We start from the raw sequence: 12,995 nt of genomic DNA on the forward strand, positions 1-12,995 counted from the left end.
TCATGTTTTGGATGTAATGAAGGCGTCGGCTGTTCACTGATTAAATGGGCTGGATTTCGGGATACCGGGGTTCCCACATCGCTTCTTTTACCGCACTTTCAATATTTTTCGGCCGGACTCCTGCTATCCCGTCATCGATTGCGGCTTGGACGACAGCCGAGGCAACGGCGAGTGAAATAGACCGGAGATCCTCGACTTGTGGCAAGAGTGGGGCGCCCGCTTGTTCTGTATGGACCTGTCCTGCCACGGCTTCTGCAGCTTTCGCCAGCATATGGTCTGTGACCCGCTTCGCTTTTGAAATCATAACGCCAAGTCCGATGCCCGGAAAGATAAAAGAATTGTTGGCCTGCCCGATGACATAGGTTTGCCCGTTATACTGTACAGGCTCAAAGGGACTGCCGGTGGCGACTAGCGCTCTTCCTTCTGTCCATTTGATTAAGTCTTCCGGTACCGCTTCTGATTTTGAAGTCGGGTTTGAAAGCGGGAGAATGACTGGTTTTTCCACATGCTTTGCCATTTCTTTTACAATTTCTTCTGTAAAAGCGCCGCTGACGGTTGAGGAACCGATTAAAATGGTTGGCCGGACTTGGCGCACTGTTTCGAGAAAGTCAATGCCGCCGTTCTGATTTCGCGCCCATTCGCTGACTTCGCTTGCTTCTCGGGCAAAAGGTTTTTGAAAATCTTTCAAGCCTTCTGTCTGGTCCGTAAGCAATCCGGGACGGTCAATGCACCAGAATTGCCGGTTGGCTTTTTCCTGATCGGCGCCTTGTCTGACCATTGCATCGCGGATTTGTTCAGCGATGCCAATGCCGGCGGTTCCTGCGCCAAAAATGATAATCCGGTGCTCCAGAAGCGGCACACCTGAAGCTTTTACAGCCGATAAAACGGCAGCAAGCAAGATTGCACCTGTCCCCTGAATATCATCATTAAAGGTACAGTAATCATTGCGGTATTTTTCGAGAATCGGGCGAGCATGCGGCTGGGCAAAATCTTCCCAGTGTAGCAAAGCGTCCGGGAATAACTTGTGCGCCGTTTGAACGTACTTTTCAATAAAGCGGTCGTATGTTTCGCCTCGTACCCTCGGATGGCGGCAGCCGATATAAAACGGATCTTTTAAAAGATCTTCGCGGTCCGTTCCGGTATCCAGAATGACAGGAATCACACGCATGGGGTTTATGCCAGCTGCAGCGGTGTAAACGGTAAGCTTTCCTTTGGCAATATCAATGCCACCGACGCCCCAATCCCCTATACCTAAAATTCTTTCGCCATCTGTTGCAACAATCAGATCAATTTCATCTGCTTTTGCACCAAAATTTCTGAAAGCTGTTTCGATCCCCTCAGGATTGTCAATTGACAAGTAAACTCCCAATGACTCGCGGTATTCATGGCTGTAATGCTGGATTGCCTCCCCTACAGTAGGGGTATACACAATCGGCAGAAGCTCCTTAATGTGTTTTGTCAGCAGATGAAAGAAAAGAACCCTGTTTCTTCTATGTAATGATGCCAGATAAATATACTTCTGAAGGGGTGTTGGTTGTCCGCTGAGTTGTTCATATGCACGTTTTCCCTGTTCTTCAAGCGACAAAACACCGGTTGGAAGCAGTCCTTCGAGGTTAAGCGCTTTTCTTTCCTCATTTGTAAAAGCAACGCCTTTATTTAAAAATGCCGATTTTAAAACTTCATAGCCGCGTGCCGTTGTTTCCACATTACCGTCTTTTGTGAGTTGAAAATTCCACATATATCATAATTATCCTTTCTTCACCTATCTTCTAATCATTTCAGTAATCTGATCCGTTTGAATGATGCAGAGAGTGGACCGGCAGGAATTCCATCGTTAAAAAAGTGCTTCATGCCCAGTGCATTTGCCGGGGTGGAATCGCAGCTGCCCATTAATCAGGTACAGACAAAAATCGAGATCAGCTTGCAAGTGTTCTTTCAAACGTATTTCAGCTTTTTCCCTGCCCCTGCAAAGATGGGTTGATTTCTTCCATTATGGATGTGCCGGCCCGTTTCCGTTTAACCGCTTTCGGCAGTATGCACCTGCCTTTTTCTTTTTTTCATCAATCTCTGCTCCTTTATGACACCCGGTGCTGTTCCGTAAACCTCATCCAGAACACGAGCACAAGGCTAGCAAGCGCAACTTCCGAAAGGGACATGAAGCCGATCGCATAGCTTTTGGTCAGCCCGTAAACGAATGTTAAAAGGAGCGGGGGAAAGAAACCGCCGAGCCCGCCGGCAGCCGCGACAATGCCATTTACCGTGCCTGCCTGGTTTGAAAAATAAAACGGAACGAGTTTGAAAACTGCACCATTGCCGACCCCTGCGCAAAAGGCGACAGCAAGGCAACCGATCGTAAACAGCGTAATCCCGAGACTGAAGGAAAGCAGGATGCCGGAAAGGGTCAGTCCTATAAAAGTAAACGCCAGCACTGTATACGGGTTAAATTTATCGGACAGATAGCCTCCGAGCGGCCGTAGCAATGTTGCCAGCAAAATAAATCCCGCTGTCCGCATGCCGGCATCCACTTTGGCGAGGGAAAAATTCGACACCAAAAAGTTTGGCAGGTAGACAGTAAAGGCGACGAACGAACCGAATGTAATAAAGTAAAAAATACTGAGGAACCAGAGCCGCCTGTCCCGGTACACTTTTTTAAACTCTTCCGCAAACGAAACTTTGACTTTTGGCTCATGCCGGTCTCCAAAGAAGAAATTCAGCAAAGCAAATACGATCAAAAGAATGCAGAAAAGCTTGACAGTGGTTCGCCATCCCGCCATATTGGCAATGACCGGCGCGGCGAAGGTGGTGACAGCGGTGCCGAGATTCCCCATACCGTAAATCCCGTTGATCGTCCCGTGCCGCTCTTTCGGGTAATATTTCGGAAGGGAAGTGACACCGATCGAAAAAGTGGCGCCCGCAACCCCGATTAGAAATCCGCTGACCACAAGGCCCCAGAAAGACTGGGCAATGCTCAGGTAAAACACCGGAATCAAAAGGAACAAGAAACTGAATGTAAACAGCACCCTTGCTCCGAGCCTGTTTGCATAAAACCCGACCGGAACCCGGAACAGCGATCCGAGAATAACCGGAATGGAGGTCACCCATGAAGTCTCGCCCGGTGTCAGTGGGATGTCCCCTTTTATATAGGTAAGAAGAGAAGAGAGGATGACCCAAATCATAAAAGCTGCCACTAAACTAATTGTCTGTAATGGGAGTTGAATCTTTTTCATATGCTTATCCTTTCATCTCATTTTTCCGGTATACGCTTGTAACCGGCGCGGGACCGGTATTGCTGTGGTGCGCGTACCGGATAGCGCGCCGGAAAGCTGAACAGGTGGACAAGGCGCGTAAACGGGATCGAAGCGAACAAGAGAAACGCCGCGATAACATGCACCTTAAAAAGCGTTGGCACATCGTTCATCAGTTCATGTTTCGGCCGGAAGACAAATAAGCTCCGGAACCATGGGCCAATGGTAGTCCTGTACTCATAAGCAGTCACGGTTGTGTTGTATACGATCGTCATATAAGCGCCCAAGCCCCCGACCACAAGCAGGGCAATGATGGAAAAAAATTCGGCGAATGTGGCGTGGATCCGCACCCGTTCAAATTTGATTCTCCGGATGAGTAAAATGACAAGTCCTGCGACGACCATCAGCCCGGCAATGCCGCCGCCGATAATGGCGCCCGTGTGGTAAAGCTCATCGCGTACGCCAATGGCTTCATAAAATCGCTTCGGGATAAGGACACCCATGAGATGCCCGATAAAGGCAAAGACAATGCCCCAATGAAAAAGGGGAGAGCCGATGCTGAGCCATTTTTTCTCGAAAATTTCGGTAGAAGGCGCCGCCCAGCTGATCTGTCGGAACGCATACCGGTACAACAGCCCGAAAATCATGATGGTGCCCATTACATAGGGGAAGATGACCCATAAAAAGATAGAAGCCATGTATGTACCTCCTTTAATACATGATCGGGTAAGGCAGATTTTCAAGATCGGCCTTTTCCCGCTGTTGTTCCAATGCTTCAATCTCTTCTTTGCTCGGTTGTTCAAAAATCTGTTCCATCAGCACGGAGAAAACCGGCATATATAAGCTTTCCTCTGATAAATGGCCGGCAATCCGCTGTACGGCATAGGCGAGCCTTTTGCACAGGCGTTCCGTTTCGCGTGACGGCTCCGATACGGCTAGAAATTCGAACAGCATTGGCATATAATCGGCCAATTCCCCGTCGTTGCGCTCAAAACCGGCCTCGTTGATCATTTTCTGCAGTTTAATGAAAGCGGCGCCGCGTTTCGGGCTGTCACCAAATTCATGGTACGTTAAGTACAGTCCGTTTTTTTCTTGAAGGTCGAATGTGGACACATACAAAGACTGTATTTCGGAAAGCGGGAGGCAAAACAGGGCGGCAGCAGCTTTTTCAAGTGCCGCGTCTGTTTCTTTCGCCGCCGCGATGACCGCCTCTTTTTCCTCATAAAGCGCCTCTGTCGGATAGGTAAGCATCCGTGAAGCAATAGCCAACATCAGCTTTTCACGGTCATTCATTGCTTGCTCCCCTTTCAAACGGATAGGTAACCATGCCTTCCGGCGGGGCGAGTTCTTCAATGCTGCAGGAGCCTTGCTTGTAATACAGGTCACCGTTCATTTCGCGGCGGCCGGTCGGGATGACGAACCGTTCCCTGTATTTGGCAACGGCAAGCAGGCGTGCCATATCTTCCACTTCTTCTGCAGTCATGCCGGCTTCTTCAAGCAGTTTGCTTTTGTTCAGTTCATCCACGCCGCCGACCGTTTTGGCGCGCATATGGACGCGCATCGCCGCCATTTTCAGCAGCACTTTCCGGATTACTGCCGTATCGCCTGCCGCTAACAGCGAAGCAAGGTATTCCATCGGGATCCGCATCTGGTCAATGGCCGGGATGTAGCCGTCCGTGGACAACTCGTCTTCATTTTCAAGATGGTTCATAATCGGGCTGAGCGGCGGCACGTACCATACCATCGGCAGCGTCCGGTATTCCGGGTGGAGCGGAAGCGCAATTTTCCATTTCATCGCCATTTTATAGACCGGGGAATCCTGCGCGGCTTTCACCCATGGGTCGGTTATGCCTGCTTTATGGGCTTCCTCTATCACTTCCGGGTCAAACGGGTCGAGGAAGACGGACAGCTGGGATTCGTACAATGCTTTCGGATCCGGGGCCGATGCGGCTTCCTTCACTTTATCCGCATCGTAAAGCAATACGCCGATGTAGCGGATCCGGCCGACGCATGTTTCCGAGCAGATCGTCGGCAGGCCGGCTTCGGTGCGCGGATAGCAGAAATTGCATTTTTCCGCTTTATGCGTGTTCCAGTTGTAATACACTTTATGGTACGGGCAGCCGTTCATGCAAAAACGCCAGCCACGGCATGCTTCATGGTCGACAAGGACGATCCCGTCTTCATCGCGTTTGTAGAGCGCGCCGGTCGGGCAGGAAGCGACGCACGAAGGATTAAGGCAATGCTCGCAAATGCGCGGCAAGTACATCATGAACGTTTTTTCATACTCGCCGGTAATATGGTTTTGCAAGTTTTCCATATTCGGGTCAAGCGCTGTCGTCTCGCTCCCCCCGGCAAGATCATCGTCCCAGTTTGAACTCCACCGGGGCTTGTCAATCGGTTTTCCGGTAATCATCGAGCGCGGCCTTGCGACAGGAATATGGCTGCTTTTCGGGCTGTGGATCAGATGGTCATAATCATATGTCCATGGTTCGTAAAAATCATCTATTTTTGCCATGTTCGGGTTGTAAAAAATTTGTGCCAATTTCGTAACGGGGCCGCCTGCGCGCAGCTTCAGTTTCCCGTCTTTGTACACCCAGCCGCCTTTAAAACGGTCCGTGTTTTCCCATTGTTTCGGGTAACCGGCACCGGGCCGGGTTTCGACATTGTTAAACCAGATGTATTCCATCCCCGGCCGGTTTGTCCACATGTTTTTGCAAGTGACGGAACAAGTGTGGCAGCCGATGCATTTATCAAGGTGCATGACCATTGCGACTTGTGCTTTTACTCTCAAAGCCAGTTTACCTCCTTTAGCGGCCGGATGATGGCGATGGTATCTCGCTGGCTTCCGGTCGGGCCGTAGTAATTAAAACCGTAGCTGAGCTGGGAATAACCGCCAATCATATGGGTCGGTTTCAGCGAAATGCGTGTGACGCTGTTATGGGTGCCGCCGCGCTTTTGGCTGACGGCCGTGCCCGGAACGCCCAATACCCGGTCCTGGGCGTGGTACATATATGCCATCCCCTGCGGAATCCGATAAGTGAGGACGACCCTCGCGGCAATCGCGCCGTTCCGGTTGTACACTTCAATCCAGTCGTTGTCTTTAATGCCGATAGACTGCCCGTCTTTCTCATTCATCCAGACGGTCTGGAATCCCCTGAACAAATGGTTCATCTGGGTCGTATCCGTAAACATCGTATGGATGCCCCATTTTTGGTGCGGCGTCAAGTAGCGGAGCGTAATCGATTTGCCGTTTTCAGGCGCCGCTGTTTCGCCTTTTAAATACGGCCCGTGCCGAAGCGGCGGCAAATACAGTGGCAGCCCTTCGCCGAAATCGAGCATGACTTCATGATCCAGGTAAAAGCTTTGCCTTCCTGTCAGTGTCCGCCACGGGATGTTGTATTCCTTGTTCATTGTAAACGGGGCATAACGGCGGTTATCATTTTCAAGCCCGCTCCAGACCGGCGCGGAAATCGTATGGCGCGGCTGGGCGGTAATATCCAGCAGGGTGAAGTCTTCATCTTCCCGGCCTTTGGCAATGTGTTCCAGTTTTTGCCCTGTTTTCTTTTCAAGTGCTTTCCATTCTTCGACTGCCCGTTTCCCGTTGGTGGCGCCGGACATAAAGAGAATCGCTTCAATCGCCTGCTTGTCGGACGATAAATCCGGGAGCCCTTTTCCAACCCCTTCCCGCCGCGATTTTCCGAGGCGGGAAAGCAAATCTTTATAAACGCCTTCACCGGGTATCTGAATGCCTTTGCTGCCGTATCCGTTTTGAATGTTCGGGCCGAGGGTGGTCATTTTTTGAAAAACGTTCGGGTAGTCGCGCTCGACAATGACGAAGTTCGGCATCGTTTTTCCCGGCACCGCTTCGACTTCGCCTTTGCGCCAGTCTTTCACTTCTCCGAACGGCTGGCCGATTTCATTCGGTGTGTCTTTGCCGAGCGGCGTCATGACAAGGTCTTCGCACGCCGGCAAATGCTCTTTTGCGAGTTCCGAAAATGTTCTTCCGATCTCTTTAAACGCTTCCCAGTCGCTTTTCGATTCCCACGGCGGGGAGATCGCCGCGTTAAACGGGTGGACGAACGGGTGCATATCGGTGCTTGAGAGGTCAAATTTCTCATACCATGTGGCAGCCGGCAAAACAATATCCGAAAACAGGCCGGAACTGGTCATCCGAAAATCCATGCTGACAAACAAGTCGGCTTTTCCGCGCGGCGGCTCACCCTCTGTTTTAATCGTTTCCGGCTGCCACGAGTTGGCCGTATCGGTCATTACGGCATCGTCACCGCCAATAAAATGTTTGACGAAATATTCATGGCCTTTTCCACTGTCACCCAAAAGATTCGAGCGCCAGTTGAAAAATACCCTTGGAAAATTGCACGGATCATCTGGGTTTTCAATTGCCCATTCGAGTTTTTCCTGCTTTAACTGCTCCACCACATATTGGATGACTTCCTGGTCGTCTTTTGCGCCGTTTTCGCGGGCTTCTTTGACAAGGTCAAGCGAATTTTTTGTAAACTGCGGGAAAGAAGGGAGCCAGCCAAGCCTTGCTGCAAGGGCATTGACGTCTGCCGGATGCATGTTTTTAAAACGGCCGCCCCAGCCTTCCTGGTTGTCGTTGATGCGCGCTTCATACCGGTACTGGTCGGTTACAAAGTAGAAAAAGGATGTACCGTTTTGGAAGCGTTGCGGTTTTGTCCAGTCATTGGCAAAGGCGATTTGCTGCCAGCCTTCGAGCGGGCGCACTTTTTCCTGCCCGACATAATGGGCCCAGCCGCCGCCGTTTACGCCTTGTGATCCCGTCAGCATGACAAGGTTTAAAATGCAGCGGTAAATTTGGTCGCTATGGTACCAGTGATTGGTCCCGCCGCCCATGGCAATCATTGATTTTCCGTTTGTGCGGGCGGCATTGTCGGCAAACTCGCGCGCGACCTGGATGACGTGCGCTTTTTTCACGCCGGTAATGCTTTCCTGCCAGGCCGGGGTGTATGGTGCGTTTGCGTCATTGTAATCCGCCGCGAAATCGCCGGGCAGGCCGCGATCCACGCCGAGGTGCGAGCAGAAAAGATCAAACACAGTGGTAAACTTCACCGTCTGCCCGTCTTTTGTCTTTAACCGTTTAGCTGGCACCGCCCGCTTGATCGTGCCGCCTTCTTTATCAGCAAAGTAAGGGAACGTAACCATGACGGGTTCATCATAGTCATCGATAAAACTTAACTTCGGATCGATGGCACTGCCGTCGTCTTTTGTCAGCTCGAGATTCCATTTGCTGCTGCCGTCCCAGCGGAAGCCCTGGCTGCCGTTCGGAACTTGGGGGCTGTTTGTCGCCTTGTCCCAGACAAGCGTTTTCCATTCGCCGAGTTTTTCGCCGTCCGTGAGATCCGTTGCCCGCAGAAAACGGCCGGACCGGGCATCCCCGTTTTTTTCGTCAATTTCAACGAGAAAGGGGAGATCCGTATATTTTTTTGCGTAATCGGAAAAATATTGCGTTTCGCGGTCAATGTAAAATTCTTTTAAAATGACATGCGTCATCGCAAGGGCAAGCGCCCCGTCCGTGCCGGCGCGAGCAGGCAGCCAAATATCCGCAAATTTGTCGTATTCGGCGTAGTCCGGGCTGATGCCGACAATTTTTGTCCCATTATAGCGGGATTCCACCATAAAATGGGCATCCGGCGTCCGCGTTTGCGGCAGGTTTGTGCCCCAGATGATAAAGTATTTGGCATTATACCAGTCCGCGCTTTCCGGAACGTCCGTCTGTTCTCCCCAGATTTGCGGGGAAGCGGGCGGGAGGTCGGCGTACCAGTCGTAAAAGCTGAGGATCGTACCGCCGATCAAGGATAAAAACCGGGTGCCGGCCGCATAGCTGACCATCGACATCGCCGGGATCGGACTGAAGCCGGCGATCCGGTCGGGACCGTACGTTTTGATCGTGTAAATCGAGGCAGCACCGATGATTTCGCACGCTGTTTTCCAATCGGTGCGGACAAAACCACCTTTTCCTCTGGCTTTGACATACTGGGTGCGTTTTGCTTCATCTCCGGCAATGTTCGCCCACGCCGTGACAGGGTCATGGCCTTTTTCCTTTTCCGCCCGCCACAGTTCGATTAAGTCCTGGCGAATATAGGGGAATTTTACGCGGGTCGGGCTGTACGTATACCAGGAAAAACTCGCTCCCCGTGGGCACCCTCGCGGCTCGTATTCCGGGAAGTCGCTGCCGGTTGTCGGATAGTCGGTGTGCTGCGTCTCGGCTGTGATGATCCCGTCTTTCACGTAGATCCGCCAGCTGCAGGAACCGGTGCAGTTGATCCCGTGCGTGGAGCGGACAATGTTGTCGTAGCCGTAACGCCTGCGGTAATATTTTTCTGCATCACGCGAGCGCGGGCTTTCTTCCGTCCAGCCGTCGTTGATCCGTTTTCCGCGTTTTAAATGTCGCAGCCGCTGAAGCAGCTTGTTGTCTTTATACATGGCCGTCATTTCCTTTCCCGAATGGATTGAAGCGTTCGCCCGTTAACCGGATACTGCCGGATTCGGCCCGGAGTTCTTCTGCCACAATTTCGAAGTCCGGGGCATTGGCGCTCGCCAGAATCAGCCGCTGCAGGGTATTCGGATCGTCCAATTGATAAATGGTTTCAATGAATGCCGGGGGGATATCGCCGAAACGCATGCGCATGATGGCGATCAAATCTTCGCGGTCCTGGATTAAATCTGCGTCTTCAAACTGGAACATGTTTTCACCTTTCCTTATCAGCTTTTCATCATTTTGTAGTAATCTGCAATCAGCACTTCTTTGCATGATTCCGCCGCTTGTTTGAAAAATTCCGCCACTTCCGGCGCTTTGTTTTCAATATCGGAGAAGGAGAAGCATTTTCTTGTTTCATGTTGAAAACGATCGCCGTAGCGTAACACCACTTCAATCCCGTTTTCCTTTTCGACGCCCGCCGGATCTGCGTCATACAGATGAATATGATGCAGTTCAAATGTCTGCATGAACGTATGGTAAAGTGGCGGGGAGACGGAAAACAGCGGTTTTTCCTGCTGTTTTTTCATGACTTCACCTCTTTAATGATGGGGGAGTACGCTTTCTTCTTCGTGATTATGTATTTCATCGATACAAATCAATGCATAAAACTGACGGACGGTTTGCCGGCCCAGCTTTTCCTGCTGCAAATCCTTTTTCACTGCCTGTGCCAGTTTCCGCATCAGATCATGGTCGCGGGCAAGGGCGGTGAGCTTATCTTTCATGTTTTCATTTTCGGCAAGCAGTTCCGGGTACAGGCCTTCCTCCTCTGCCTGGGCGTGCGCGAGCGTCCTTGTTTCCCAATGTTCAAGCAAAATCAAAGCGGTTTTCAGCGCCTCCGCGTGCATCTTTTTCCCGAGCAGCTGTGCAAGCAAATCCGTTAAATCGCGGGCTTCATTTAAAGCCGCTTCATGGATGGACGAATGGCTGTCGGCGCGCCTTAAAGATGGTCCTGACATGTTTTCGCTCCTTTATGTTGGATGTGGAATCGTTTCCCATATTCTCATGTTAAGATTGTCCCAATGACCCCGATAATAAACAAAAAAATGGAGAATAGGGCGGATTTTTGCAAGTTTAAAGGAAAATGAAAGTGACCACTCACTTTTTAATTGACAGCCAACTTTCATCATGGCAATATAATAAGTGAGTCATTACTCACTTTTCTAAAAAGAGGGAGGCCCAGGGATGGAAGCTGCGGTTCTGATGGAACATATAAGCAAGCAGTTCGGGAAAAAGCCTGTGTTAAATGATATCCGTTTGAAAATCGGGAAGGGCCGGATTTATGGTTTGATCGGGCCGTCGGGGGCAGGGAAAACCACTTTGGTCAAAATGATGGTCGGGATGGAAAAAACGGATGCTGGCACGGTCCATGTGCTGGGAGAAAAAATGCCGGACCTTGAAGTTTTACAGCATATCGGCTATATGGCGCAGTCAGATGCATTGTATATGCAGCTGACCGGGAAGGAAAACCTGAAATTTTTCGCATCGCTTTATAAAATGGGGAAAGCGGAACGGCATGAGCGGATTGCCTACGCGGCGGGCCTTGTCCATTTGCAGGATGACCTTAATAAAAAAGTGTCTGCCTATTCCGGCGGGATGAAACGGCGGCTGTCGCTTGCGATTGCGCTTATCCAGGATCCGGAATTGCTCATTCTGGACGAACCGACTGTCGGCATTGACCCGGAATTAAGGGCGAGTATCTGGGATGAACTGCTCCGCCTCAAAAATGAAGAAGGCAAAACGATGATCGTCACGACGCATGTGATGGACGAAGCGGAAAAATGCGATACGGTCGCCATGATCCGGGAAGGAAAAATTTTGGCGCACGGCTCACCGGGCGAGTTGAAAGCAATGTATGAAGCAGCCGACTTGAATGAAGTGTTTTTGAAAGCGGGGAGGGCCGGAAAATGAAGAGAACCAGCTTTTTGCTCGATACGGCCGGATTAAAAGAACTGCTTCAAACAGATGATGCAAACCGGATATTCCTGAAAGCAGGGAGGGACGGGCAATGAGGACAGCCGCACTCATCAAAAGAATTTTGTTGGAAATGCTGAGGGACAAACGCACATTGGCGCTGTTGTTTCTCGCGCCGCTGTTGATTTTGACGCTTATGTACTTTTTCTTTAACGGCAGCTCAACCAGCCCGAGACTCGGGATCAGCCACGTGGACGCAAGCCTTGTAAAAGTGTTGGATAAAGCGGATATGAAAATCAAACACTATGAAACAGTAAAAGATCCGGAGCAAACCGTGCTGAATGGAAATCTTGACGGGCTGCTTGTAAAAAAAGGCGGCGCGTATGTCCTCACTTTGCAAAACAATGATCCGTCTACTGCCAAATCGCTGCAGATGAAAGTGAAGCAGGCGATTGCGGCGGAATCCACGCAGCAGCTGGCCGAACAAATCAAAGCACAGGCAAAGACGCTTCAAGGCGTGCAGAAAATCATTGCCTTGCAAAATGAGGCGCAGCATATTTTGATCAAACAGGTTCCCGCACAGTCACCCGCCTTTGGGAAAGTGCAGCAGCTGGAAGAACAGGCGGAAAGAACGAAACGCGTGTTGCAGGCGCCGGTCAAAGTGGCTTTTTCCAAACCGGATGTATCAGCAAAATATGTATACGGCAATAGCCATACGGCATATTTTGATGTGCTGAGCCCAATTTTGGTGGGTTTCTTCGTTTTCTTTTTCGTATTTTTAATCTCCGGCATTGGGCTTTTGAAAGAGCGGACATCGGGCACGCTCGACCGCCTGATGGCAACGCCGGTCAAGCGGGGCGAAATTGTGGCCGCTTATTTGGCGGGTTTCGGCATTTTTGCTGTCATCCAGACTGTGATTGTCGTGTTTTATGCGGTGAACGTGCTGGATATGGTGCTTGTCGGTTCACTCTGGAATGTCCTGCTCGTTAATTTGATGCTCGCGCTTGTGGCGCTGTCTCTCGGGATTTTATTATCGTCTTTTGCGGCTTCAGAGTTTCAAATGGTACAGTTTATTCCGCTTGTCGTGGTGCCGCAGATCTTTTTCTCCGGCATTATTCCGTTAAAAGGGATGGCCGTCTGGCTGCAGGCGCTTGCAAAAGTGATGCCGATTTATTACGGTGCCGATGCCTTAAAGCGGGTCATGTATGAAGGCATGGGCCTTGGGGATGTATGGAAAGACTTGACGGCGCTTGTTGTTTTTGCAGTGATTTTTATTCTGCTCAATATTGTCGCGTTGCGGCGTTACCGTGCGCTGTAAAGGG

12 protein-coding genes are annotated in these 12,995 nt (G+C 50.7%); 3 read left to right on the forward strand and 9 right to left on the reverse strand.

Annotated features, from left to right (window positions below):
- Nucleotides 1-40: 40 nt before the first annotated feature.
- The 9 genes from BCOA_RS26660 to BCOA_RS26700 all read right to left on the reverse strand — a co-directional run bounded on the left by BCOA_RS26660 (nucleotide 41) and on the right by BCOA_RS26700 (nucleotide 10,718).
- Nucleotides 41-1,738 (reverse strand): NAD-dependent malic enzyme, encoded by a 1,698-nt coding sequence (locus BCOA_RS26660; protein WP_014097117.1) that lies wholly within the window; start codon nucleotides 1,736-1,738, stop codon nucleotides 41-43.
- 337 nt (nucleotides 1,739-2,075) lie between these two features.
- Nucleotides 2,076-3,227: a nitrate/nitrite transporter gene (locus BCOA_RS26665; RefSeq protein WP_014097118.1), complete on the reverse strand. Its 1,152-nt coding sequence runs from the start codon at nucleotides 3,225-3,227 to the stop codon at nucleotides 2,076-2,078.
- A gap of 17 nt (nucleotides 3,228-3,244) precedes the next feature.
- A complete protein-coding gene (gene narI / locus BCOA_RS26670; protein ID WP_014097119.1) occupies nucleotides 3,245-3,943 on the reverse strand; it encodes a respiratory nitrate reductase subunit gamma in 699 nt (232 codons plus the stop codon).
- Nucleotides 3,944-3,956: 13 nt separating this feature from the next.
- The gene (narJ, locus tag BCOA_RS26675; protein WP_014097120.1) at nucleotides 3,957-4,538 is read right to left on the reverse strand and encodes a nitrate reductase molybdenum cofactor assembly chaperone; all 582 of its coding nucleotides are present in this window, start codon (nucleotides 4,536-4,538) and stop codon (nucleotides 3,957-3,959) included.
- Nucleotides 4,531-6,036, reverse strand: coding sequence for a nitrate reductase subunit beta (narH, locus tag BCOA_RS26680; protein WP_014097121.1), 1,506 nt, complete (start codon nucleotides 6,034-6,036; stop codon nucleotides 4,531-4,533). The genes narJ and narH overlap by 8 nt, the downstream gene beginning before the upstream one ends.
- The gene (locus tag BCOA_RS26685; RefSeq protein WP_014097122.1) at nucleotides 6,033-9,707 is read right to left on the reverse strand and encodes a nitrate reductase subunit alpha; all 3,675 of its coding nucleotides are present in this window, start codon (nucleotides 9,705-9,707) and stop codon (nucleotides 6,033-6,035) included. The genes narH and BCOA_RS26685 overlap by 4 nt, the downstream gene beginning before the upstream one ends.
- On the reverse strand, nucleotides 9,700-9,969 hold the full coding sequence (locus tag BCOA_RS26690; RefSeq protein ID WP_014097123.1) for a hypothetical protein: 270 nt from the start codon (nucleotides 9,967-9,969) through the stop codon (nucleotides 9,700-9,702). The genes BCOA_RS26685 and BCOA_RS26690 overlap by 8 nt, the downstream gene beginning before the upstream one ends.
- Before the next feature lie 17 nt (nucleotides 9,970-9,986).
- Nucleotides 9,987-10,289 carry a hypothetical protein gene (locus BCOA_RS26695; protein ID WP_014097124.1) on the reverse strand — a complete coding sequence of 101 codons (303 nt, stop codon included), beginning with the start codon at nucleotides 10,287-10,289 and terminating at the stop codon, nucleotides 9,987-9,989.
- 12 nt (nucleotides 10,290-10,301) lie between these two features.
- Nucleotides 10,302-10,718 (reverse strand): hemerythrin domain-containing protein, encoded by a 417-nt coding sequence (locus tag BCOA_RS26700; RefSeq protein ID WP_014097125.1) that lies wholly within the window; start codon nucleotides 10,716-10,718, stop codon nucleotides 10,302-10,304.
- Nucleotides 10,719-10,944: 226 nt separating this feature from the next.
- Between BCOA_RS26700 and BCOA_RS26705 the strand changes: the two genes are divergently transcribed.
- Genes BCOA_RS26705 through BCOA_RS26715 form a run of 3 tightly spaced genes read left to right on the forward strand, consistent with a single transcriptional unit; the run spans nucleotide 10,945 to nucleotide 12,991 of the window.
- Nucleotides 10,945-11,670 (forward strand): ABC transporter ATP-binding protein, encoded by a 726-nt coding sequence (locus BCOA_RS26705; protein WP_014097126.1) that lies wholly within the window; start codon nucleotides 10,945-10,947, stop codon nucleotides 11,668-11,670.
- Entirely contained in the window at nucleotides 11,667-11,771 is a 105-nt protein-coding gene (locus tag BCOA_RS26710; protein ID WP_014097127.1) for a hypothetical protein, read from the forward strand. The genes BCOA_RS26705 and BCOA_RS26710 overlap by 4 nt, the downstream gene beginning before the upstream one ends.
- Nucleotides 11,768-12,991 (forward strand): ABC transporter permease, encoded by a 1,224-nt coding sequence (locus BCOA_RS26715; RefSeq protein WP_014097128.1) that lies wholly within the window; start codon nucleotides 11,768-11,770, stop codon nucleotides 12,989-12,991. The genes BCOA_RS26710 and BCOA_RS26715 overlap by 4 nt, the downstream gene beginning before the upstream one ends.
- Nucleotides 12,992-12,995 lie beyond the last annotated feature (4 nt).

Origin of the sequence: Heyndrickxia coagulans 36D1, assembly GCF_000169195.2 — a bacterium.
GTDB classification, from domain to species: domain Bacteria; phylum Bacillota; class Bacilli; order Bacillales; family Bacillaceae_C; genus Weizmannia; species Weizmannia faecalis.